The organism is Pseudomonas sp. MDT1-85 (assembly GCF_054898065.1).
Window position 1 is genome coordinate 1548642 of the sequence record NZ_CM142715.1, and the last position, 21917, is coordinate 1570558.

Sequence of the window (21917 nt, forward strand, 5' to 3'; positions counted from 1 at the left end):
AAGATCGCAGCCTTCGGCAGCTCCTACTACATTGATCGTGATTGATCGTGTGCACCGCGGATTAACGGGTGTACTCGATACCTGTAGGAGCTGCCGCAGGCTGCGATCTTTTGATCTTAAACTTGGTACTCCGGCCGTTCGGCCAACCCTTCCTTCAAGTAATCCACCAACTTGCGCACTTTCGGCGACAGATGCCGTTGCTGCGGATAAAGCGCCCAAACCGCTGTGTTTGGCGGCTGATGTGCTTCCAGCAGCGAAATCAATTCACCGTTTTTCAGGTATTCCAGCACGTAGTAGTCCGGTAACTGACACAACCCAACTCCTTGTAGCGCGGCATCCAGCACCGCCTGCCCACTGTTGCAGCGCCAGTTTCCCTGCACTCGCTGGGAAAATTCCCGCCCGTTCTGTTCCAGTTGCCAGATGTCCGAGCTGCCGATGAGGCAGTTATGGCGACTCAATTCCGACAAGCTGTGTGGGCGACCATACCGTTCCAGGTAGGACGGTGAGGCGCACAGGTACATGCGCCGTGGTGCCAGACGCGTGGCGACCAATCTCGAATCCTGCAGACGACCGAGGCGGATGGCCAGGTCCAGCCCTTCATGCACCAGATCGAGCGGGCGGTTGCTCAGTTCGATGTCGACGCGCAGTTGCGGATACTGCCCCATGAAGCGAGTCACCAGTGGCACGATGAATCGTTCGCCATAGGCCACGGCACAGGTCATGCGCAGCATGCCCTTGGGTTCGCTGGTCAGGTCGCCGACAGCGCGCAACGCTTCTTCGCGACCGTCCTGCAAACGCTGGCAATGCTGCAAAAAAGTTTGCCCAGCCTCGGTCAGCGTGACTCTGCGGGTACTGCGATAGAGCAAACGGGTTTGCAGGCGCTCTTCCAGCCGTACGATTTGGCGACTGATGTGAGAGGAAGACACCCCGAGACGCTCAGCCGCAGCGGTGAATTGGCTGCACTCGGCCACGGCGACGAACTCATCGATGCCTTCCCAGCGGTTTTCAGACATCAGGATTATCCCTGTATGGCAATAATGTTTTGCTTTTGTCCTGATTATTCATCGTAAGCCACTGTATTACACTCCTTGTCTTGTTTTTATTCACTGGAGAGTCAGCATGATCAAGTCGCGCGCCGCCGTTGCCTTCGAGGCCAAGAAACCCCTCGAGATCGTTGAAGTCGATGTCGCCATGCCCAAGGCTGGGGAAGTCCTGCTGCGCGTCGTCGCCTCCGGTGTTTGCCATACCGATGCCTACACCCTCTCGGGCGCTGACCCGGAAGGTATTTTCCCGTCGATCCTGGGTCACGAAGGTGGCGCGGTGGTCGAAGCGATCGGCGAGGGCGTGACGTCGGTCGCGGTCGGCGACCATGTGATCCCGCTGTACACCCCGGAATGCGGCAAGTGCAAATTCTGTCTGTCGGGCAAAACCAACCTCTGCCAGGCGATTCGTGCGACTCAGGGTAAAGGCCTGATGCCGGATGGCACTTCGCGTTTTTCCTACAAGGGCGAAACGATTTTCCACTACATGGGCACCTCGACTTTTTCCGAGTACACCGTGCTGCCGGAAATCTCCGTCGCCAAAATTCCTAAAGAAGCACCCTTGGAAAAAGTCTGCCTGCTGGGTTGTGGCGTCACCACGGGCATCGGCGCGGTAATCAACACCGCCAAAGTCAAACCAGGTGACACCGTCGCGATCTTCGGTCTGGGCGGTATCGGTCTGTCGGCTGTGATTGGCGCGGTCAAAGCCAAGGCAGGGCGGATCATCGCCATCGACATCAACCCGGCCAAGTTCGAAATCGCCAAGCAATTGGGCGCGACCGACTGTGTAAACCCGAAAGACTTCGATCGTCCGATTCAGGAAGTGATCGTCGACATGACCGATGGCGGCGTCGACTTTTCCTTCGAGTGCATCGGCAACGTCCAATTGATGCGTGCCGCACTTGAGTGCTGCCACAAAGGTTGGGGTGAGTCGGTGATCATCGGCGTGGCCGGTGCCGGTCAGGAAATCTCCACCCGTCCGTTCCAACTGGTGACCGGTCGCGTCTGGCGCGGTTCGGCGTTCGGTGGTGTGCGCGGGCGTACCGAGTTGCCGAGCTATGTCGAAATGGCCCAGACCGGCGAGATCCCACTGGATACCTTCATCACTCACACGATGGGCCTGGAAGATATCAACAAGGCGTTTGACCTGATGCATGAAGGCAAAAGCATCCGTACCGTCATTCATTTCTGAGGTCGGTCATGAGCCTGGAAAATATCTCCTGTCAGAAAAGCTTCGGCGGCTGGCACAAGCGCTACCGGCACCGCTCCGAGGTCCTCGGCTGCGACATGGTGTTTGCCGTGTACCTGCCGCCACAAGCGGAGCAGGGCGGTAAACTGCCGGTGTTGTACTGGTTGTCAGGCCTGACCTGCACCGACGAGAACTTCATGCAAAAGGCCGGCGCCATGCGCATGGCCGCCGAGCTTGGGCTGATCATCGTCGCACCGGACACCAGCCCGCGCGGCCCTGATGTGCCGGGTGATCCGGATGGCGCCTGGGACTTCGGTCTCGGTGCCGGGTTTTATCTGAATGCCACGCAGGAACCGTGGTCCCGGCACTATCGGATGCATGACTATGTCGTGCAGGAATTGCCGGCATTGGTCGAAGCGCATTTCCCGACATCGGACAAGCGTGGCATCAGTGGTCACTCCATGGGCGGCCACGGCGCGTTGGTCTGCGCGTTGCGCAATCCAGGGCGCTATCTGTCGGTGTCGGCGTTCTCGCCGATCAACAATCCGATTGATTGCCCTTGGGGCCAGAAAGCCTTTTCCCGTTACTTGGGAGAAGACCGTTCGAAGTGGCGCGAATGGGATGCCTGTGCATTGATCGCCGAGGCTGACGAGAAGCTGCCGCTGCTGGTCGATCAGGGTGATCGCGATGATTTCCTGGCCACCCAGCTCAAGCCTGAAGCCTTGCAACAGGCTGCCAAACTGGCGGGGCATCCGCTGACGTTGCGCTTGCAACCCGGCTACGACCACAGCTATTTCTTCATCGCGAGTTTCATCGACGACCACTTGCAGCATCACGGACGCGCTCTAGGGGGAGCTCTCAGTTAGTTTCCCCACCGCGCCGGGTCTGCTGTTGTGCAGGGCAAGGCGCGAGAAGCGTGGTTTGGTCGTTCCAAATAAGCTTCGAGCAACGCAGCCCTGCACAACAGCAGGCCCGGCCCTTCGGGTTGTGCCTTAAAACGGGCCAGGCTGCGTTGCAGGCCTTGGAAAGGGAACAACCATTTTCAGCGGCCTGGGCCTTGCCTGGCCCGCTTTAAGGCGACAACGCGGAGGGGAAACTAATTGAGAGCACCCCCTCGCCTAATGCAGGTAGAATCACGCCCTGACAAAAATCGGGGCGTTTTTTTATGCGTATTGGCCACGGCTACGATGTGCACCGTTTCGCTGAAGGCGACTTCATCACTCTGGGCGGCGTGCGGATTGCACACAGCTTCGGGCTGCTCGCCCATTCCGACGGCGACGTCCTGCTGCACGCATTGAGCGATGCCTTGCTCGGCGCAGCTGCGCTGGGTGATATCGGCAAGCACTTTCCGGATACCGACCCGCAATTCAAGGGCGCCGACAGCCGTGTGCTGTTGCGTCACGTCGTCGCACTTATCCATGCCAAAGGCTGGAAAGTCGGCAACGTCGATAACACCATCGTTGCCCAGGCCCCGAAAATGGCCGCGCATATCGAATCGATGCGCGCGCTGATTGCCGCGGATCTTCAAGTTGAGTTGGATCAAGTGAACGTGAAAGCTACCACCACCGAAAAGCTCGGCTTTGTCGGTCGCGAAGAAGGCATCGCCGTGCACTCCGTTGCCCTGTTGCTGCGCGCATGAACGAACTGCAATTGCTCGGCCCGCGGGCCTATGGTGAAGCGCTCGGCAGTGCTGTACTGAAAGCCATCGCAGAAGATTTTCAGGTCGATGAGGTGCTTGATATCCCCCTCAGTGGTGATGGCGAACACCTGTGGATCTGGGTGGAAAAGCGCGGTCTGAATACCGAAGAAGCGGCGCGACGCATTGCCAAGGCGGCGGGTGTGCCGTTGCGCACCGTCAGCTATGCCGGCCTCAAGGACCGTCAGGCGCTGACGCGTCAGTGGTTCAGCGTGCAACTGCCGGGCAAGGCTGATCCTGATCTGTCGGCGGCGGAAAACGACACGCTGAAAATCCTCAAGACCGGTCGGCATAAACGCAAACTGCAACGCGGTGCCCATTCGGCCAACGGCTTCACCTTGCGCCTTACTCAGTTCGCCGGTGACAAGGCGGCGATCGCAGAGCGTCTGCAATTGATCGCCAAGCAAGGTATTCCCAATTATTTCGGCGCCCAGCGATTCGGCTTTGATGGCGGCAACGTAGTCGACGCTCGTGCCTGGGCGGCGCGCAAGGCGTTGCCGGAGCAGCGCAACGTCCGTTCGCGTTTGCTCTCCACCGCCCGTAGTTTTCTGTTCAATCAAGTGTTGGCGGCGCGCGTCGCCGATGGCACCTGGCAGCGCGCTCAGGTGGGCGATCTGCTGGCGTTCACCGACAGCCGCAGTTTCTTCCCGGCAGGTGTTGCCGAATGCAGCGATCCGCGCCTGGCGATTCTCGACCTGCACCCGACCGGCCCGCAGTGGGGCGAAGGTGACTCGCCGACGTCAGGCGTTGTCCATGAACTGGAGCAGGCAATCGCTGCGCGCGAAGCGGATCTGCGCGATTGGTTGATTAACGCCGGAATGAGCCACGAACGTCGCATCCTGCGGCTGCCCATTGGCGGGTTGACGTGGCATTATCCCCAGCCTGACATTCTGCAACTGGAATTCGTCCTGCCGGCCGGATGCTTCGCCACCGTATTGGTGCGTGAACTCGTCGATCTGGTGCCGGTGGGGCAGACGGACAGCCCATGCGTATTCTGATTTCTAACGACGATGGGGTAACCGCACCCGGTCTCGCCGCGCTTTATGCTGCGCTGGCGGATTACACCGAATGCGTGGTTATCGCCCCGGACCAGGACAAAAGCGGCGCCAGCAGCTCGCTGACGCTCGATCGTCCGTTGCACCCGCAAACCCTGGCCAACGGCTTTATCAGCCTTAATGGCACACCCACCGACTGCGTGCACCTGGGCCTTAATGGCTTGCTGGAGCTTGAGCCGGACATGGTGGTTTCCGGCATCAACCTGGGGGCCAACCTGGGGGATGACGTGCTGTATTCCGGCACTGTTGCGGCGGCCCTCGAGGGACGTTTCCTTGGGCGTCCTTCGTTTGCCTTTTCATTCGTCTCACGGCAAGTAGAGAACCTTCCCACAGCCGCTTATTTTGCGCGCAAACTGGTAGAGGCTCACGCGGACCTTGAACTGCCACCGCGCACGGTACTGAACGTGAACATTCCCAACTTGCCGCTGGAGCACATCCGCGGTATTCAGCTGACTCGCCTCGGCCATCGCGCCCGTGCCGCGGCACCGATGAAAGTGGTCGACCCGCGCGGTAAATCCGGGTACTGGATCGCCGCCGCGGGGGACGCCGAAGATGGTGGCCCGGGCACCGATTTTCATGCGGTGATGCAAGGCTATGTTTCAATCACGCCACTGCAACTGGATCGCACCTTTAATGATGCTTTCAGAAGTCTCGATGGCTGGCTGGAGGGGCTGCGTTAATGGCTCGTGAACAAGATCATATTCTGCATCGCGGTATCGGGATGACCTCTCAACGGACCCGTGAGCGTCTGATTCAGCGCCTCTATGAAGAGGGAATTTCCAACGCCAAGGTGCTGGAAGTCATCCGCCGCACCCCGCGTCATCTGTTCGTCGATGAGGCGCTGGCTCATCGCGCCTATGAAGATACAGCGCTGCCGATCGGACATAACCAGACCATCTCCCAGCCTTATATGGTGGCGCGCATGAGCGAGCTGCTGCTGGAAGCGGGCCCGTTGGACAAGGTGATGGAAATCGGCACCGGCTCGGGCTACCAGACGGCGGTGCTGTCGCAATTGGTCGAGCGGGTATTTTCCGTGGAGCGCATCAAGGTTCTGCAAGACCGGGCCAAGGAGCGCCTGGTGGAACTGAACCTGCGCAACGTGGTATTTCGCTGGGGCGATGGCTGGGAGGGCTGGCCGGCGCTGGCGCCTTACAACGGCATCATCGTCACCGCCGTGGCCACCGACGTGCCTCAAGCACTGCTCGATCAACTGGCACCGGGTGGGCGATTGGTGATTCCGGTCGGTTCCGGTGAAGTTCAACAATTGATGTTGATCATCCGTGAAGAACAGGGCTTTTCCAGACGTGTTCTGGGGGCGGTGCGCTTTGTGCCATTGCTCAACGGGCCGTTGGCCTGAGCATTTGTTTCAGCGCGCTGAATTCTCTTCGATTGCCCGGGTCTTACAGCGGCATCGATTGGTTAAACGGAATTCATCGTCAGGCAGCAAACGTGTGCGTGAAGCGAATTCGCTTCATTAAAGGTAAAGCCTGTTCGGCTCGTATATTTGCGACATTTCGTGCCGGAGCACGGCAATTCATATTTTCAGCCACCACAAAGGGAGCGGCGGGTGAGTCTCACAGTCATTGCGCAGCGAATGGGTATAACGAGCTTTCAGCGTCTGGTGACTGGCCTTGTCTTGAGTACCTTGCTGGTTGGATGTTCCAGCACCAAATCAGGTAGTGCGAGTGTCGTCGATCGCAACAACGCGGTCGCCCAGCGTCCGGCCGTCACCACCGGCCAGTATGTTGTCCGCCCCAAGGACACCTTGTTCTCCATCGCTTTTCGCTACGGTTGGGACTACAAAGCCCTCGCCGCACGGAACAACATTCCTACGCCTTACACGATCCATCCGGGTCAGACGATTCGCTTCGACGGTCGCAGCGGTTCAACGCCGACGGCGGTAGTGAGTTCGTCCAGTTCTTCGCCTTCGTCGTCGAGTAAAACCACGGTAATTCGGCGCCAGGCAAATGGCGCTACGACCACTACAACAGTGCTTGCACCGTCCGTCGCCAACAAGCCGGCACCCGCGCCACTGCCTCCTGCCGGTCCGGCCCCGACAGGCTGGGGGTGGCCTTCTAATGGCATTCTGATTGGCAAATTCTCTTCAAACGGTAGTTTGAATAAAGGAATTGATATCGCCGGAGATTTGGGACAGCCTGTTTTAGCTGCGTCTGATGGGACGGTGGTATACGCCGGGAGTGGCTTAAGGGGCTACGGCGAATTAGTCATCATCAAACACAGCGATACCTACGTCAGTGCCTACGGACATAACCGCAGGCTGTTGGTTCGGGAGGGGCAGCAGGTCAAAGTCGGACAGACAATTGCCGAAATGGGGTCAACGGGTACAGACCGGGTGAAACTGCATTTTGAGATTCGCCGACAAGGTAAACCTGTAGATCCGCTGCAATTCCTGCCACGTCGTTGATTTGTTAGCCAGCCTGTTCCGTCACGTAGAGGGAACAGGCTCCAGCGTTGCCAGGGATCAAGGCGCCGCTTGAGCTTGAGGTCGAACTCACCAAAGGACTATAACAATGGCTCTCAGTAAAGAAGTGCCGGAGTTTGACATCGACGATGAGGTTCTCCTGATGGAGACCGGCATCGCCACGGATTCGATGTCGGATGATGAAGGGGATGCACCACCTTCCGTTCGTGCCAAATCCAAACACTCCGCTTCGCTTAAGCAACACAAGTACATCGACTACACACGGGCACTCGATGCCACGCAGTTGTACCTCAACGAAATCGGCTTTTCCCCATTGCTCTCCCCCGAGGAAGAAGTTCATTTTGCGCGCTTGTCGCAAAGTGGCGATCCGGCCGGGCGCAAGCGCATGATTGAAAGCAACCTGCGGCTGGTGGTGAAAATCGCCCGGCGTTATGTCAATCGTGGGCTGTCACTGCTGGACCTGATCGAAGAGGGCAACCTCGGCCTGATCCGGGCAGTAGAAAAGTTCGATCCTGAACGTGGCTTCCGCTTTTCGACCTACGCGACCTGGTGGATTCGTCAGACCATCGAGCGCGCGATCATGAATCAGACCCGGACCATCCGGTTACCGATCCATGTGGTCAAAGAGCTCAACGTGTACTTGCGGGCTGCACGGGAGCTGACTCAAAAGCTCGATCACGAACCCTCACCCGAAGAAATCGCCAACCTGCTGGAGAAACCGGTAGGCGAGGTCAAGCGCATGCTCGGCCTGAACGAGCGGGTTTCTTCGGTCGACGTCTCGCTGGGTCCGGATTCGGATAAAACCCTGCTGGACACCCTGACCGACGACCGCCCGACCGATCCATGCGAACTGTTGCAGGACGACGACCTGTCCCAGAGCATCGATCAATGGCTCTCGGAGCTGACCGACAAGCAACGCGAGGTGGTCATTCGCCGCTTTGGCTTGCGAGGTCACGAGAGCAGCACGCTTGAAGACGTAGGCCTGGAAATCGGCCTGACCCGGGAGCGGGTCAGGCAAATCCAGGTTGAAGGCCTCAAGCGTCTTCGGGAGATTCTCGAAAAAAACGGCCTGTCGAGTGAGTCGCTGTTCCAATAAGCGACTCGTTCAGCAGGTGCAAAAAGCCCCAACTGGTTTGGGGCTTTTTGTTATCTGAAATATGGGAAGGGAGTTGTCTGGGACATCACCTCAGGTTTGTAGTCTCGTGTTGTAAGTCTTTGCTTACTCTTTCGTAAGTGTTCGTTATTTTTACACCCTGGTAGTTGTCTATTTAACTTGCGGTGTCGGTTTATAGTATTGATTTATATGATTATTTTTTAGGTTAACGATGTGTGACAGACGATCTCAGCGACAGATGCCGATTGCCCTTAGTGGGGAATTCTCTAGTATCTGAACTGTGTCGACGGACAGACACGCCCTTCAAGGAAGAGGGGAACGGACATCGCAGGAAGCGGTTCATCAGGACGATGAAAAGGAACACAGGGAATAGGGAAGAAATGTGGGCGGGTCATACCGCCCCTTTTTTTGCCTGCAGAAAAGCAAAGATCAAAAGATCGCAGCCTTCGGCAGTTCCTACACAAACCGCGTACGCCCGTGATTTTCGAGAACGTATGCAACCTTTGTAGGAGCTGCCGCAGGCTGCGATTTTTTGATCTTTGGAAAAACAAAAAGGCCCACAAGGGGCCTTTTCGAGAGCGCGGGGGTACTCAGCGTTCGAGGTCTTTGAGCTTGCTGCCTACAGATTTGTTGATGACGCGATCAAACTCTTCCGCATCGGGCAACGATTCTTTCTTCTCGGTGATGTTGGGCCAGATTTCCGCCAGCTCAACGTTCAGCTGAATGAATTCCTGCATATCTTCCGGAACTTCATCTTCGGAGAAGATGGCCACGGCAGGGCATTCTGGTTCGCACAGTGCGCAGTCGATGCACTCATCCGGGTGAATCACCAGGAAGTTCGGGCCTTCGTAAAAGCAGTCCACCGGACAGACTTCTACGCAGTCGGTGTACTTGCACTTGATGCAGTTGTCGGTGACGACGAAGGTCATTTCTAATTTTCTCCTCAGGCGGCGGCAGCGGAGCCCCTTCACGTTGGGGTCGCCAGGTTTGGGAGCGATAGTCTGCAGGTCAGGCTATTGGCCTGCAGCATCCCAAACCGCGCGAGATTCTAACAGCTTGCAGGCAAGTGCGTTAGATCCGTGTCTTTAGTGTATAGAGCATTTCGAGCGCACGACGCGGTGACATGTCGTCCAGATCAAGTTTGGCCAGTTCATCCAGCACCGGGTGCGGCAGGCTGGCGAACATGTCGCTCTGCTGCGGCGTAACCGGTTTGCCCTTCGCTGGCTTCGGAACCTCATGAGGCAGCGCTGTGGATTCCAGTCGGCTCAGATGCTCGCGAGCACGCACGATCACTTCGCTCGGCACACCGGCCAACTGCGCAACCGCCAGGCCATAGCTCTGGCTGGCGGGCCCCGGCAGAACGTGGTGCAGGAACACGATGCGTTCGTTGTGTTCGGTGGCATTGAGGTGCACGTTGGCCACCAGCGGTTGGGCTTCCGGTAGCACTGTCAGTTCGAAATAGTGGGTAGCGAACAATGTGTAGGCCCGCAGGTGCGCCAGACGCTCAGCCGCAGCCCAGGCCAGGGACAGACCGTCGAAGGTGCTGGTGCCGCGACCGACTTCGTCCATCAGCACCAGACTGCGCTCGGTGGCGTTGTGCAGAATATTCGCGGTTTCGCTCATTTCAACCATGAAGGTCGAACGGCCGCCCGCCAAGTCATCGCTGGAGCCGATCCGGGTGAAGATCCGGTCTACCAAGGACAATTCGCAACTGGCTGCCGGCACGAAACTGCCGATATGCGCTAGCAACACGATCAACGCGGTCTGACGCATGTAGGTGGATTTACCGCCCATGTTCGGACCGGTGATCACCAGCATGCGCGTGTTGTCGTCGAGGCTCAGGTCGTTGGCCACAAACGGCGTGGTGAGTACTTGCTCGACCACGGGGTGACGACCCTGGGTGATGCGCATGCACGGCTCGCTGACGAAGCGTGGGCAGTTCAGGTCCAGATTCAGTGCGCGCTCGGCGAGGTTGCTCAGCACGTCCAGCTCGGCCAACGCGGCGGCCGTGTCTTGCAAGGGCGGCAACTGGGCGATCAGGTCTTCGAGCAGCGCTTCGTAGAGCATCTTCTCGCGGGCCAGGGCGCGGCTCTTGGCGGACAGCGCCTTGTCTTCGAACGCCTTCAGTTCCGGCGTGATGAAGCGCTCGGCACCTTTGAGGGTCTGCCGGCGAATATAGTCCGCGGGCGCCGATTCGGCCTGCTTGCTCGGCAACTCGATGAAGTAGCCGTGAATCCGGTTGTAGCCGACCTTCAGGTGCGACAGGCCGGTGCGGGCCTTCTCGCGCGCTTCGAGATCGATCAGGAACTGCCCGGCGTTTTCGCTGAGCGATTGCAGTTCGTCGAGTTCGCTGTCGTAACCGGTTTTCAACACACCGCCGTCACGGATGACGGCGGGCGGGTTGTCGATAATGGCTTTTTCCAGCAGCGCCGCCAGTTCCGGGTAGGTGCTGGTGATCGTCGCCAATTGAATGATGTGCGGGGCTTCGAGTTCTGCCATCGCCACTTGCAACTCTGGCAATGCACCGAGGGCATCGCGCAGGCGCGCCAAGTCACGAGGACGGGCATTGCGCAGGCCGATACGCGCCAGAATCCGCTCGATGTCACCGATTTCCTTGAGCTGCGGTTGCAGTTTTTCGAAGCGGTAACCGTCGAGCAGGCAAGTGATCGAACTCTGACGCGCCAGCAATACGGTCAAATCCCGCAGCGGACGGTTCAGCCAGCGAGTCAGCAGACGGCTGCCCATGGCGGTCTGGCAACGATCGACCACCGATTGCAAAGTGTTGTCGCGACCGCCGGCCAGGTTGGTGTCCAGTTCCAGGTTGCGACGGCTCGCGCCGTCCAGCACCACGGTGTCGTCCAGGCGTTCATGACGCAGGCTGCGCAAATGCGGCAGGGCGGTGCGCTGGGTTTCCTTGGCGTAGCTGAGCAGACAACCGGCGGCGCCGATCGCCAGGGTCAAGTTCTCGCAGCCGAAACCTTTCAGGTCCTGGGTGGAAAACTGCTGGCAAAGACTTTTCAGCGCCGAATCACGTTCGAAATCCCACGGCGCACGGCGACGAACCCCACGACGTTTCTCCGCCGGCAGGTCTTTCGGCCAGTCGTCCGGGATCATCAGCTCTACCGGATTGACCCGCTCCAGTTCCGCCAGCAGGTTTTCCCAGCCCTTGATCTCCAGCACGGTGAAGTTGCCGCTGGTAATGTCCAGCACCGCCAGACCGAACAGACGCTCATCACCCAGCACCGCCGCGATCAAGTTATCCCGACGTTCATCCAGCAGCGCTTCATCGCTGACGGTGCCGGGGGTAATGATCCGCACTACCTGTCGATCCACCGGGCCTTTGCTGGTGGCCGGGTCGCCAACCTGCTCACAAATCACCACCGACTCGCCGAGCTTCACCAGTTTCGCCAGGTAACCTTCCGCGGCATGGTAAGGAATCCCACACATCGGAATCGCCTGCCCCGCCGATTGCCCACGAGCCGTCAAGGTGATGTCCAGCAACTTGGCGGCCTTCTTCGCGTCTTCATAGAAGATCTCGTAGAAGTCGCCCATGCGGTAGAACATCAGCTGGTCAGGGTGCTGGTTCTTCAGGCGCCAGTACTGCTGCATCATTGGCGTGTGGGAGGACAGATCGGAGAGCGCTTTATTCATTGGATATAGGCAAATTCGTTGAAAGGTGTAGGGCAAAGGAGGGGCATCGGCCCGGCTTTTCCGCGATGGGCGCAAGGTTAACATGGGCGGTCTGCCCGACGCAGGCATGAAAGCTCCAAGGCACATTCCTGCTGACTATGCACTATCTATGCGAATCAGCATTTGTCTTCCGAAAAAAGATCAAGCACTATGCGCGTTATGCAAAAACGCAATGTTTCTACCTTCTTAAGAGCGCTGCTCGATCAGCACGGGATCTCCCCCACGGAGCTTCACCGTCGCACCGGCGTGCCTCAATCCACTCTCTCGCGGATCCTCAGCGGGAAGATTGTCGATCCTTCGGATAAACATATTTCGAAGATTGCCGAATACTTCGCCGTGAGCACCGATCAGTTGCGTGGCCGTGCAGATGTCGCGCACGCCGCCAGCGCTGGGCGCGATGAGTCGCATTCGGAACTCAAGGACATAAGCCTGTGGGACGACGACACGCCAGTCGATGACGACGAGGTGTCGGTCCCCTTTCTTCGCGAGGTTGAATTGGCTGCTGGATCAGGAAGATTCGTCATCGAAGAGAGCGAGCGCTCTAGCCTGCGCTTCGGCAAGCGTAGCTTGCGCCATAACGGCGTGCAGTTCGATCAGGCCAAATGCGTGACCGTGCGCGGCAACAGCATGTTGCCGGTGCTGCGCGATGGCGCCACGGTCGGGGTGAATGCCGGTAAATGCGGGATTGGCGACATCGTCGACGGTGACTTGTACGCCATCAACCACAACGGCCAGTTGCGGGTGAAACAGCTTTATCGCCTGCCGACAGGGATTCGCCTGCGCAGCTTCAATCGCGATGAGCATCCGGACGAGGACTACAGCTTCCAGGAAATCCAGGAAGAGCAGATTGTCATCCTCGGTCACGTCTTCTGGTGGGGCATGTACGCCCGTTAACCTCACCGCTATCAGATAAAACCCGCTGCCCGGCGGGTTTTTTTTCGCCTGCCCAAAACCGCCAACGCCTTTGTTTGCGGGGCTTTCATGCATCTGTGCATTTGCAATGCATAAATAAATGCATTTATGCATTGACTGTATATGCATCCATGCATATTCTTTGTCTCAAGCCGCTCAACAAAGCGACTCGAAACGAAGCTCTTTAGTTCCACCACAAAGGCAGCGATGAACCGGCCTCAACGGTTCAGAGGGTTGGCAACTGACCCGGGTGTGCAGCGTAAAGCACCAGAAGCAGTTATCCGGCGGGCAGGGACCGCGGTCGGAAAAACAATTTGAATGGATCCGTACCGCGCCAGTAGCGCCGAAAGATCAACGCGAAGGACCGCATTACTGAAAAGCCTGGGCGACCGGGCTTTTTGGAATGCCTGCCTAACGTCAGGTGCATCAACCCTCATTGGGGGCTCCCTGCGTAGCAATAGCTGCGCAACTCACTCATTCAACGCAATAGGTAAACCATGAACGTATTCAACAAAACCATTGGCTCGCTGACGCTGGCGCTGGCTCTTTTCGGCGCTGGGGGCAGCGCTACTGCTGCGAACCTCCTGGTTAATGGCAGCTTTGAACAACCCGGTTGCAGCGACAGCTGTGTACTGGACACTCCGGTGGAAGCCAACTTCATCACGGGCTGGACGACCTTTCTGTCGGGTGCCGAGTATTTCAAAGTGAGCGGCTCAATCCCTGGCACGGCAGCGGAAGGCGCAGTGATTGTCGATCTGGCCAACTATGTGTATGGCAATGGCGGCGGGATTCAACAGAACTTTGCCACCGTGGCAGGGGCCAAGTACCGATTGACCTTCAGTGCGGGTAATGCTCGGTACGCCGGTCGCTCCGGTGATGGTGTCGTGCAAGTGAAAGTGGCCGGTCAGGCCGTCACCTTCAACACGCCGACCGCCACGGGAGTCTTCATCGAGTGGAGCACCATCACTTACGACTTCACTGCTACCACGGCTCAAACGACCCTGGCCTTCTCCAACGAGCAGAACCCGAACGCCAACTTTGCCTTCATCGACAACGTAATCGTTGAGCCTATTTAAAACCCCTGACATCAACAGAACTGGCAGTCGTTTCTCTGCGCTTGAGCGGCGACTGCTGATCACCAGGGCTGCGTCCGAAACACACCACCCAATAACTCATCAATCACCCCCAGGAGGCGTGACATGACAAACGAGCAACAGGCGTTGCTGGACATGCCGATCTGGCTGGTCATCGTTCTCGCCTTGGTGGGCGGTGTGTCCGGCGAAATGTGGCGCGCCGACAAGGAGGGCGCCCGTGGCTGGTCGCTGCTGCGGCGTCTGGCGCTACGGTCCGGGGCCTGCATGATCTGCGGGGTCTCGGCCATCATGCTGCTGTACGCCGCCGGCGTGTCGATCTGGGCCGCCGGTGCCTTTGGCTGTCTGACGGCGATGGCCGGGGCGGATGTTGCCATCGGGCTTTATGAACGCTGGGCCGCCAAGCGGATTGGCGTTTGTGAAGTGCCACCGCGGGATTCTCGCCCCGATCAACAGTAAACCGGCGTCGCTGATCTTCGCGTTGCTATAGGAACAGGAGGCCATGAATGCCCGTCGTCATTGAAAAACCGTCGCAGCTGTTTTCCGTCATTGCCGAAACTTTACGCACCACCATTCCCGGCTTGAAGGTCGGGAGCCATCAAGACTTCGACGGCATCGGCGATCAGCCCTGGGTGCTGATCGCCATCGAGCGTGATGCGCCGGGCAACCGTGCCAACGATGGACGTATCGCTCATGTCCTGACGATTTCCTTGCAAGTCGTTTTGCCCGGCACAGGGCTGGCCGCGTGCGACCTCGCCAGCGAATTGAAAAACCTGGTCACCGATAGCCGCTGGAATTTGTCGGGCGACCAATGCGATCTGCCCATGAACATTGATGGCATCCCATCCACGTTCATCAGCGAAACACGGGAGTACACCGCCTGGACCGTTTCATTTACCCAAACCCTGTACCTCGGCCCAGCGCTGCTCGAGGACCCGCTGGGCATTCCGAAATTCGCCCGCACCTGGGAGGTGTCGAACATCGACGACCCGAATCAATACACCGCACTCGAGGGCTGACCCATGTTTGATGCGCTTTTACGTATGCAACTGGGCCCGATCATTGAGCGTCTGGCCGAGATGGAAGCCGAGCTTGAAGACTTGCATCGGCGTGCTGACAGTTTTTGTCGCGTCGGCGTATGCCAGGAAGTCGATGCGGCCAGCAACACCTGCAAAGTCAGTCATGGCGAGCTGCTCACCCCGGCGATCCGGTTTTTCAACCCGAGTGCCGGCGCACAGAGCGAGTCGCGGATCCCCTCCGTGGGCGAGCAGTGTCTGTTGCTGAATCATGGCGGCGGTGAGGGCGGCGGGCAGTCGGTCGCGTTGTTCGGTCTCAACGGTGGTCAGTTCCCGCCCGTCTCGACACAGGCATCGCTGACGCGTCGCCTCTATCAGGACGGCACGGAAAGCGGTTATGACCACGCCAGTCATGTTCTGCACTGGCAAAACGGCCCGGCGGCGTTCATCGGCTCTCGTGAATCCCTCGAGTTGAGCATCGGCCCGGCGAGGCTGGCGATGACGCCTGAGGCCATCGAACTGCAACTGGGCGCTGTCGGCATGCGACTCGACGCTTCCGGTGTGCATCTGAGCGGCCCGCTGGTGGATCACCAGGGTCGCGTCATCAGTACCGCATAAAGAGCTTCCCATGATCGGAATCGATAGAAACACCGGCGCAACGGTCGACGACTGGCTGCAGTTTGTGCAGCGCGCCACCCGGGCGCTGACCACACCTTTGGGCACGCGTCAGAAGCGGCCTTTGTATGGCTGCGCACTCACTGAGTTGCTGGGGCAGAACCTCGGCGACGACCTGCTGATTCTTGCCCAGAGCCGTGCGGCCCAAGGGTTTTACAACAAGCACAACGGCATCGACGATTTCGAGCCACAAGTCATTGTCGCCAGTCGCCGCGGTGCCGGGCTGCTGCTGCGTTTCGCCGGCACCTGGAGAAATCGCCAACAGACATTCGAGGTAATGGCATGAGCATGTTGATCCCCGGCCAAAACCAGTTGGCCGAACCGGCAATCGTCACGATCGAAGCGTTCGAGGATTTGCTCGCAGAGTTCAAAACCTTCGTCGTCGAATACGTCGGCGCCCGTTCCCCCGAGAGCGCGGCCAAGCTTGTGGTCAGCCTTGAAAACGAAAGCGAGTTGCTGACCCTGGCCCTTGAGGCCTTTTGTGTGCGCCTGCAAATCCACGAACGCAAGTACAACGCCCGCATCAAGCAGATGCTGGCGTGGTGGGCCACCGGGAGCAATCTCGATGCGCGCCTCGCGGACATGGGCCTTGAACGTCAGATGCTCGATCCGGGCGACCCGGCGGCGTTCCCGCCGATCAATCCGGTTTTCGAGAGCGATGACGATGCCCGGTTGCGTTATTACCTGGCGCCACATGCCCCGGCGGCTGGCTCTCGCATGCAGTATCGGCGCGAGATCTTCACCCTTGGCGAACGGCCTGCCGTGAAGGTGGAAGCCGCCGCGGGGGGTGTGGTGACGGTCACTTACACCTTCGACCCGGACGGCTACGCAGCGCAGGTCAAGGACGGTAACGGTCGTCGGACTGCGCCCGGCGAAGTCACGGTCACGGTGCTTTCCCGGGAGGGCGATGGCACACCATCAGATGCGCTGCTAGACGGTGTTCGCCAGCATTTCGCCCGGCCTGATGTGCGACCGGAAACGGATCTGGTCATCGTGCAGGGCGCGCACATCAAAACCTACAAAATCCGGGTCGTGGCCAAGATCAACGCAGGTCCCGATTCGGGGCTGACCAAGGTCGCCGCGCAACAGCAGTTGCAGGCGTATGCCGATTCTTGTCACCGACTGGAAGGGCGGGTGGACCCGAGCTGGATCGATTACACGCTGCACAGCGCCGGCGCGGTTCAGCTTGAGATTCTTGAGCCGGTCGAGCCGATTGTGACGACGGCCTTTGAAGCCCCGTATTGCACGGGCGTTGAGGTGGAGGTGGACACGTTATGAGTGAACAAACGCCTCGCCCCAGTCTGCTACCCGCCAACAGCTCACCCTTGGAAAAAGCCCTCGATCTCGGTTTCGGCACGTTGCTCGATCGCATCGCGCCGCCGTTCCCCGAGCTGATGAACCCGACAGCAACGCCCTTGGCGTTTCTGCCATATCTCGCGGCGGATCGTGGGGTCAGCGAATGGAGCTCCGAGGCGGCCGAGGCTGAAAAGCGTTTGACGGTTGAACTCGCCTGGCCCACCGCACGACAGGCCGGGACACGAAAGGCGCTGGAGAACGCCGCCAAAGGTTTGCAATTGATGCCTGAGGTGCGCGCCTGGTATGAGCAAACGTCGCCAGGCCAGCCTTACAGCTTTTCCGTCAGGGCCTTTACCGAACAGCCTTACAGCGAGGAGATCGACGCCCGTCTCGACCGTCGCCTGGCCGATGCCAAAAGCGAACGGGACACCTTGTCGGTCTCGGTAGGCTTGAGGGCATTCGGCACTCACGTCATCGGCGCCGCCACCGTGTGCGGCGAACTGACCACGGTCTATCCGATCGTTATCGAAGGGCTTGAAACCTCGGGCCAGGCCTTCATGGCCGCCGGGCTCTACACCGTCGAAACCTCCACTATTTATCCACAGGGGTCCTAAATGGCCGACTATTACACCCTGCTCACCAATGCGGGGATCGCCTACGAAACCGCCTGCAAGGCGGCGGGCGTACCGATCAAATTGTCGCAGATCTCCGTCGGTGACGGCGGCGGCACGGTTTACAACCCGGCCGCCACGGCTACCGCACTGAAACGCGAAGTGTGGCGCGGGCCACTCAATGCGCTGTTCCAGGATGAGAAAAACCCGAGCTGGTTGCTGGCCGAAGTGACTATCCCGCCTGAAGTGGGCGGTTGGTATGTGCGTGAGGCTGGGCTGTGGACTGATACCGGCATTCTGTACGCCATCGTCAAGTATCCGGAGTCGTTCAAACCGGTGTTGGCGACGTCGGGTTCGGGGAAAGAGTTCTACATTCGCTCGATTTTCGAGACCAGTAATGCGGCGTTGGTGACGTTGTTGATTGACGACACCGTCGTTAAGGCGACGCGTGCCTGGGTGACGAATTTTGTCGCCGATGAGCTGGCCAGGCGCGACAGAAAACAGTCTGTGCGAGCGGCTACAACTGCAAATATCGTTTTAAGTGCTGCACAAACGCTTGACGGTATTGCTGTAGTTGCAGGCGACCGGGTACTGGTCAAGAACCAGACGCTGGCGAAGGAAAATGGGCTTTACGTGGTGGCTAATGAGGCTTGGGTACGAGCGAAGGACGCTGATTCAAGCTTGAGGGTAACTTCAGGGCTGATGGTTTCTGTCGAGCAGGGGGCAACCCTCGCTGACACGATCTGGCAACTCGTCACGGATGGTGCAATCGTCCTCGACACGACGCCGCTGGTGTTTCAGAACATAACTCAAGGTTTCGCGCCGCTCAACTCCCCGGCGTTTTCGGGCAATCCAACGGCCCCAACGGTGAGTATTTTCAGCAATGACGATGTGCTGGCCACGACCAAGTTTGTTCAACGTGCGCTAGGCAACTATGCAGGCCAAACGAATTACGCGGTCAGCACCGAGTTGACTGTGGCAGATGTCGGCAAGCTTTCTATTTTTACCGCAGCATCCTTAACTGCGACGCTTCCGGCTTGGGAAAGCGTCCCCCCAGGTGGGCTAGTCACTATATCCAATACTGCGGGCTTGACGGTTAAGGCTAAGAGCGGGGAAACGTTAAATGCGCAACTCGGGGCTGCGGGGCCATTTGTATTGCCGGCAGGATCTAACGCAGTTTTTCGCCGATTGTTGCTGGGAGGCGGCTGGAGCTTTGAGGGAGGGGACGCTTCGCTGAAGTACTCGGCGTTGTTTACGGCCTCACTGGCGTCCAATGGCTATCAGAAATTGCCGAGCGGGCTGATTATTCAGATGGCATCAATCTCTACAGGGGCTAATGGACTTGGAACAATAACCCACCCTATTGCATTCCCTACTGCAAAATTGAAAGTCCTAGTCTCGGTGGCCGGCAGCGGGGGCGCTTATGCCGCTACGTGGGATGACGTCTCTGATGTTGCTGGCAATCAGCTTACAGCTACCAGAGTTAGAGCAACTTTATCCGGGGCTGTTACGACTGCATACGTGCAAGCAATTATTATTGGGTATTAATTAGGGGCGCTTATGTTCACTTCAAAATCCACTCGCAGTTTTTACGATGCGTCTATTCATGCTTCGATGCCGGATGACGTGGTTGGAATCTCTGCTGCTGCTCACGCTGGGCTAATGGGGGGGCAGGCGGAAGGCAAGGTCATTACCTGGGGCGATGATGGTTTTCCAGTGCTTGTTGATCCGCCACCGCTAAGTGATGAAGAGTTGGCTGCTGTCGAGCGGGTTTGGCGGGATCAGTGCCTATCTGAAACGGATGGTGTAGTGACGCGTCATCGCGATGAGCTTGAGGAAGGTATTGAGCCTACATTGACTGCAACGCGGTACACCGAGGTACAGGGGTACCGCCGGTCCCTTCGCAACTGGCCGGAAGCAAGAGAGTTTCCGCTGGTTGAGCACCGCCCAACCGCGCCGGAATGGCTCTCAAGCCTGTCTCAATAAGCGCCCCGCACTGACGGGGCGTTTTCTTGACCGTCAAATTCGCAACAACACCCAACAGCCCCTCATGCAAGGGGCTTTTTCGTATCTGGAGAAACCCAAATGGCACAACGCCAAACCTACACCGTGCTCCTCCCATTCCCCACGGGGGGTGGCCATTGGTCGAGCGTCGGCCAAGAACTCGACCTGCTTGATGTGGAGGCCAACGCATTGCGCACCGCCGGCCGCCTGGAGCTGACCGCTAAAACCGAGGCTGCCGAATCAGCCTCTACATCCACCAAGGCCTTGAAGGCCGCTGCCAAGAAGGCTGAATAACCATGGCTGAGGTTTTGAACTTCGAGCACAACGGCATTACCGTCAATGCCACTGAATCTCCCGAGGCCATGGGTGGCCTGGGTGACAACGTCATCGGTCTGGTCGGCACCGCGCCGAATGCCAACCTGTTGATTCCGAAAAACACCCCGTTCCGCATCAACAGTTTCACCACTCAGGCCCAACTGGACCCGACCGGTGCCGAGGCAGGTACGCTGTTTCAAGCGGTTTACCAGATCCTCAAAGTGGTCAAGGTTCCGGTCTACGTGGTTATCGTCGAAGAGGGGGCAACCCCGGCCGACACCGTGAACAACGTGATCGGCGGTATCGAGCCGTTGACCGGTCGAAAACTGGGTCTGGCCGCGTTGAGCGGTGTCGCGGAAGACCTGACTATCATCGGTGCTCCGGGCTTCACCGGCACCAAGGCTGTGGCCAGTGAGTTCGCCTCGTTCGGCAAACGCATCAAGGCTCGCGTGGTACTCGACGGCAAGGATGCCGCGGTCGCCGATCAAGTGACTTATAGCCAGGAACTGGGCGGCGCGGACCTCGGTTTCGACCGCTGCCTGGTCGTGCATAACATGCCGGCGTTTTACTCCAAAGCGGCGAAGAAAAATGTCTTCCTGGCGCCTTCGAGCCTAGCCATCGCGGCGCTCGCCAAGGTCAAGCAATGGGAGAGCCCGGGCAACCAGGTCACCTATGCCGAGGATGTATCGCGGACCGTTGAGTACAACATTCTCGACACCTCCACCGAAGGCGATCTGCTCAACCGCTACGGCATCAGCTACTACGCCCGGACCATCCTTGGCGGCTTCTCGCTGCTGGGTAACCGCTCCATCACCGGCAAGTTCATCAGCTACGTCGGCCTCGAAGATGCGATCAGCCGCAAGCTGGTGAAGGCCGGTCAGAAAGCCATGGCCAAGAACCTGACCAAGTCGTTCATGGATCAGGAGGTCAAGCGCATCAACGACTGGCTGCAAACCCTGGTCGCCGACGAAACCATCCCGGGCGGCAGCGTGTACCTGCACCCGGAATTGAACAGCGTCGAGAAGTACAAAAACGGCACCTGGTACGTGGTCATCGACTACGGCCGCTACGCGCCGAACGAACACATGATTTATCAACTCAACGCCCGCGATGAAATCATCGAGCAGTTCCTGGAGGACGTTCTCTAATGTTTACCAACCGCGTAAGACAGGCCATCGCGGCCACCCTGCAAGGCCTGCCGTTGTCGGCGACGGTGGAAGAATTCACGCCGCCGAAGATCGAATTCGAAATGGAAGAGATGCGTGGCGGCCGTTTCATTGGCGAGGAAATGGCCAAGGGCGGCAAAGTCCTCACCGCCAAGTTGACCCTGCAAGGTGTCGGCCCGGAAATCATGCTGGCGCTGGGCGTCAGTGTGGGTGACGACATTTTGCTGAATGTGCGAGAAGCCGGCCAGGATCAAGACGGCAACACTTGGTTCACTTACCACACGGTGGGCGGCAAGTTGAAATCCCTTGAGGAGGCCGTTCTCAAAATGAACGACAAACCCAAGACCACCCTTGAGTTGTCCTGCCGCACCTACAACCGCCTCGAAAACGGCATCCCGGTGATCGACATCGACGTGCGCACCCAGAAGTTCGTGCTCAACGGCGTCGACATTCTCGGCGACGCCCGCCGCGCCGTGTTGCTGCCTTAACACAAAGGCCAGCCAGGCGCACAACCTGTGGGAGCGAGCCTGCTCGCGATGAGGGAATCACATTCAAAATCATTCTTGACTGCCCCGACGCTATCGCGAGCAGGCTCGCTCCCACA

24 protein-coding genes and 1 pseudogene are annotated in these 21917 nt (G+C 58.5%); 22 read left to right on the top strand and 3 right to left on the bottom strand.

What is annotated here, in order from left to right:
* Nucleotides 1-116: 116 nt before the first annotated feature.
* On the bottom strand, nt 117-1013 hold the full coding sequence (locus ACYZT2_RS06855) for a LysR substrate-binding domain-containing protein (protein WP_461971197.1): 897 nt from the start codon (nt 1011-1013) through the stop codon (nt 117-119).
* A 106-nt stretch (nt 1014-1119) separates the two neighbouring features.
* On the opposite strand from ACYZT2_RS06855, the gene ACYZT2_RS06860 reads away from it, so the two are divergent.
* From ACYZT2_RS06860 to rpoS, 8 genes are all read left to right on the top strand, one after another.
* A complete protein-coding gene (locus tag ACYZT2_RS06860) occupies nt 1120-2232 on the top strand; it encodes an S-(hydroxymethyl)glutathione dehydrogenase/class III alcohol dehydrogenase (protein WP_052966374.1) in 1113 nt (370 codons plus the stop codon).
* Between the two features lie 8 nt (nt 2233-2240).
* Nucleotides 2241-3095, top strand: a complete 855-nt coding sequence (gene fghA, locus ACYZT2_RS06865) for an S-formylglutathione hydrolase (RefSeq protein WP_461971199.1) — start codon at nt 2241-2243, stop codon at nt 3093-3095.
* A 299-nt stretch (nt 3096-3394) separates the two neighbouring features.
* Entirely contained in the window at nt 3395-3868 is a 474-nt protein-coding gene (ispF, locus tag ACYZT2_RS06870) for a 2-C-methyl-D-erythritol 2,4-cyclodiphosphate synthase (protein WP_461971201.1), read from the top strand.
* Entirely contained in the window at nt 3865-4923 is a 1059-nt protein-coding gene (gene truD / locus ACYZT2_RS06875; RefSeq protein ID WP_461971203.1) for a tRNA pseudouridine(13) synthase TruD, read from the top strand. The genes ispF and truD overlap by 4 nt, the downstream gene beginning before the upstream one ends.
* Nucleotides 4911-5660: a 5'/3'-nucleotidase SurE gene (gene surE, locus ACYZT2_RS06880; protein ID WP_030127971.1), complete on the top strand. Its 750-nt coding sequence runs from the start codon at nt 4911-4913 to the stop codon at nt 5658-5660. Before truD ends, surE begins: the two co-directional genes overlap by 13 nt.
* A 41-nt stretch (nt 5661-5701) precedes the next feature.
* Nucleotides 5702-6337, top strand: coding sequence for a protein-L-isoaspartate(D-aspartate) O-methyltransferase (locus ACYZT2_RS06885; RefSeq protein WP_177318845.1), 636 nt, complete (start codon nt 5702-5704; stop codon nt 6335-6337).
* A gap of 210 nt (nt 6338-6547) precedes the next feature.
* Entirely contained in the window at nt 6548-7405 is an 858-nt protein-coding gene (locus tag ACYZT2_RS06890; protein ID WP_218398415.1) for a peptidoglycan DD-metalloendopeptidase family protein, read from the top strand.
* Between the two features lie 106 nt (nt 7406-7511).
* Nucleotides 7512-8519 (top strand): RNA polymerase sigma factor RpoS, encoded by a 1008-nt coding sequence (gene rpoS / locus ACYZT2_RS06895; protein WP_461971206.1) that lies wholly within the window; start codon nt 7512-7514, stop codon nt 8517-8519.
* Nucleotides 8520-9127: 608 nt separating this feature from the next.
* Here rpoS and fdxA read toward each other — a convergent pair.
* Both fdxA and mutS read right to left on the bottom strand, forming a co-directional pair.
* The gene (fdxA, locus tag ACYZT2_RS06900) at nt 9128-9466 is read right to left on the bottom strand and encodes a ferredoxin FdxA (protein ID WP_461971208.1); all 339 of its coding nucleotides are present in this window, start codon (nt 9464-9466) and stop codon (nt 9128-9130) included.
* A 142-nt stretch (nt 9467-9608) separates the two neighbouring features.
* Nucleotides 9609-12188, bottom strand: a complete 2580-nt coding sequence (gene mutS, locus ACYZT2_RS06905; RefSeq protein WP_461971210.1) for a DNA mismatch repair protein MutS — start codon at nt 12186-12188, stop codon at nt 9609-9611.
* 198 nt (nt 12189-12386) lie between these two features.
* Here mutS and ACYZT2_RS06910 point away from each other — a divergent pair, with 198 nt between their 5' ends.
* From ACYZT2_RS06910 to ACYZT2_RS06975, 14 genes and pseudogenes are all read left to right on the top strand, one after another.
* Nucleotides 12387-13121, top strand: coding sequence for an XRE family transcriptional regulator (locus ACYZT2_RS06910; RefSeq protein WP_461973011.1), 735 nt, complete (start codon nt 12387-12389; stop codon nt 13119-13121).
* A 515-nt stretch (nt 13122-13636) separates the two neighbouring features.
* Entirely contained in the window at nt 13637-14215 is a 579-nt protein-coding gene (locus ACYZT2_RS06915; RefSeq protein WP_461971212.1) for a DUF642 domain-containing protein, read from the top strand.
* A gap of 123 nt (nt 14216-14338) precedes the next feature.
* Nucleotides 14339-14689, top strand: a complete 351-nt coding sequence (locus tag ACYZT2_RS06920) for a phage holin family protein (RefSeq protein ID WP_008010200.1) — start codon at nt 14339-14341, stop codon at nt 14687-14689.
* Nucleotides 14690-14736: 47 nt separating this feature from the next.
* On the top strand, nt 14737-15249 hold the full coding sequence (locus ACYZT2_RS06925; protein WP_461971215.1) for a hypothetical protein: 513 nt from the start codon (nt 14737-14739) through the stop codon (nt 15247-15249).
* A gap of 3 nt (nt 15250-15252) precedes the next feature.
* Nucleotides 15253-15864, top strand: a complete 612-nt coding sequence (locus ACYZT2_RS06930) for a phage baseplate assembly protein V (RefSeq protein WP_461971217.1) — start codon at nt 15253-15255, stop codon at nt 15862-15864.
* 10 nt (nt 15865-15874) lie between these two features.
* Entirely contained in the window at nt 15875-16207 is a 333-nt protein-coding gene (locus ACYZT2_RS06935) for a phage baseplate protein (protein ID WP_461971219.1), read from the top strand.
* On the top strand, nt 16204-17199 hold the full coding sequence (locus ACYZT2_RS06940) for a baseplate J/gp47 family protein (RefSeq protein WP_461971221.1): 996 nt from the start codon (nt 16204-16206) through the stop codon (nt 17197-17199). Before ACYZT2_RS06935 ends, ACYZT2_RS06940 begins: the two co-directional genes overlap by 4 nt.
* On the top strand, nt 17196-17831 hold the full coding sequence (locus ACYZT2_RS06945; protein WP_461971223.1) for a phage tail protein I: 636 nt from the start codon (nt 17196-17198) through the stop codon (nt 17829-17831). Before ACYZT2_RS06940 ends, ACYZT2_RS06945 begins: the two co-directional genes overlap by 4 nt.
* A pseudogene (locus ACYZT2_RS06950) lies at nt 17832-18629 on the top strand (phage tail protein); the annotation flags it as partial.
* A gap of 510 nt (nt 18630-19139) precedes the next feature.
* Nucleotides 19140-19376 (top strand): gp53-like domain-containing protein, encoded by a 237-nt coding sequence (locus tag ACYZT2_RS06955; protein ID WP_461973013.1) that lies wholly within the window; start codon nt 19140-19142, stop codon nt 19374-19376.
* 12 nt (nt 19377-19388) lie between these two features.
* Nucleotides 19389-19814: a phage tail protein gene (locus ACYZT2_RS06960; RefSeq protein ID WP_461971224.1), complete on the top strand. Its 426-nt coding sequence runs from the start codon at nt 19389-19391 to the stop codon at nt 19812-19814.
* Between the two features lie 99 nt (nt 19815-19913).
* On the top strand, nt 19914-20126 hold the full coding sequence (locus ACYZT2_RS06965) for a hypothetical protein (RefSeq protein ID WP_461971225.1): 213 nt from the start codon (nt 19914-19916) through the stop codon (nt 20124-20126).
* Nucleotides 20127-20128: 2 nt separating this feature from the next.
* On the top strand, nt 20129-21295 hold the full coding sequence (locus tag ACYZT2_RS06970; protein ID WP_461971226.1) for a phage tail sheath protein: 1167 nt from the start codon (nt 20129-20131) through the stop codon (nt 21293-21295).
* Nucleotides 21295-21801: a phage major tail tube protein gene (locus tag ACYZT2_RS06975; RefSeq protein WP_461971227.1), complete on the top strand. Its 507-nt coding sequence runs from the start codon at nt 21295-21297 to the stop codon at nt 21799-21801. Before ACYZT2_RS06970 ends, ACYZT2_RS06975 begins: the two co-directional genes overlap by 1 nt.
* The last annotated feature ends 116 nt before the right edge of the window (nt 21802-21917 follow it).

Excerpts from the sequence above, each read along its gene's own strand:
- ACYZT2_RS06855 (WP_461971197.1), bottom strand. The coding sequence starts at position 1,013 with ATGTCTGAAAACCGCTGGGAAGGCATCGATGAGTTCGTCGCCGTGGCC.
- ACYZT2_RS06860 (WP_052966374.1), top strand. The coding sequence starts at position 1,120 with ATGATCAAGTCGCGCGCCGCCGTTGCCTTCGAGGCCAAGAAACCCCTC.
- fghA (WP_461971199.1), top strand. The coding sequence starts at position 2,241 with ATGAGCCTGGAAAATATCTCCTGTCAGAAAAGCTTCGGCGGCTGGCAC.
- ispF (WP_461971201.1), top strand. The coding sequence starts at position 3,395 with ATGCGTATTGGCCACGGCTACGATGTGCACCGTTTCGCTGAAGGCGAC.
- truD (WP_461971203.1), top strand. The coding sequence starts at position 3,865 with ATGAACGAACTGCAATTGCTCGGCCCGCGGGCCTATGGTGAAGCGCTC.
- surE (WP_030127971.1), top strand. The coding sequence starts at position 4,911 with ATGCGTATTCTGATTTCTAACGACGATGGGGTAACCGCACCCGGTCTC.
- ACYZT2_RS06885 (WP_177318845.1), top strand. The coding sequence starts at position 5,702 with ATGACCTCTCAACGGACCCGTGAGCGTCTGATTCAGCGCCTCTATGAA.
- rpoS (WP_461971206.1), top strand. The coding sequence starts at position 7,512 with ATGGCTCTCAGTAAAGAAGTGCCGGAGTTTGACATCGACGATGAGGTT.
- fdxA (WP_461971208.1), bottom strand. The coding sequence starts at position 9,466 with ATGACCTTCGTCGTCACCGACAACTGCATCAAGTGCAAGTACACCGAC.
- mutS (WP_461971210.1), bottom strand. The coding sequence starts at position 12,188 with ATGAATAAAGCGCTCTCCGATCTGTCCTCCCACACGCCAATGATGCAG.
- ACYZT2_RS06910 (WP_461973011.1), top strand. The coding sequence starts at position 12,387 with ATGCAAAAACGCAATGTTTCTACCTTCTTAAGAGCGCTGCTCGATCAG.
- ACYZT2_RS06915 (WP_461971212.1), top strand. The coding sequence starts at position 13,637 with ATGAACGTATTCAACAAAACCATTGGCTCGCTGACGCTGGCGCTGGCT.
- ACYZT2_RS06920 (WP_008010200.1), top strand. The coding sequence starts at position 14,339 with ATGACAAACGAGCAACAGGCGTTGCTGGACATGCCGATCTGGCTGGTC.
- ACYZT2_RS06925 (WP_461971215.1), top strand. The coding sequence starts at position 14,737 with ATGCCCGTCGTCATTGAAAAACCGTCGCAGCTGTTTTCCGTCATTGCC.
- ACYZT2_RS06930 (WP_461971217.1), top strand. The coding sequence starts at position 15,253 with ATGTTTGATGCGCTTTTACGTATGCAACTGGGCCCGATCATTGAGCGT.
- ACYZT2_RS06935 (WP_461971219.1), top strand. The coding sequence starts at position 15,875 with ATGATCGGAATCGATAGAAACACCGGCGCAACGGTCGACGACTGGCTG.
- ACYZT2_RS06940 (WP_461971221.1), top strand. The coding sequence starts at position 16,204 with ATGAGCATGTTGATCCCCGGCCAAAACCAGTTGGCCGAACCGGCAATC.
- ACYZT2_RS06945 (WP_461971223.1), top strand. The coding sequence starts at position 17,196 with ATGAGTGAACAAACGCCTCGCCCCAGTCTGCTACCCGCCAACAGCTCA.
- ACYZT2_RS06955 (WP_461973013.1), top strand. The coding sequence starts at position 19,140 with ATGGCATCAATCTCTACAGGGGCTAATGGACTTGGAACAATAACCCAC.
- ACYZT2_RS06960 (WP_461971224.1), top strand. The coding sequence starts at position 19,389 with ATGTTCACTTCAAAATCCACTCGCAGTTTTTACGATGCGTCTATTCAT.
- ACYZT2_RS06965 (WP_461971225.1), top strand. The coding sequence starts at position 19,914 with ATGGCACAACGCCAAACCTACACCGTGCTCCTCCCATTCCCCACGGGG.
- ACYZT2_RS06970 (WP_461971226.1), top strand. The coding sequence starts at position 20,129 with ATGGCTGAGGTTTTGAACTTCGAGCACAACGGCATTACCGTCAATGCC.
- ACYZT2_RS06975 (WP_461971227.1), top strand. The coding sequence starts at position 21,295 with ATGTTTACCAACCGCGTAAGACAGGCCATCGCGGCCACCCTGCAAGGC.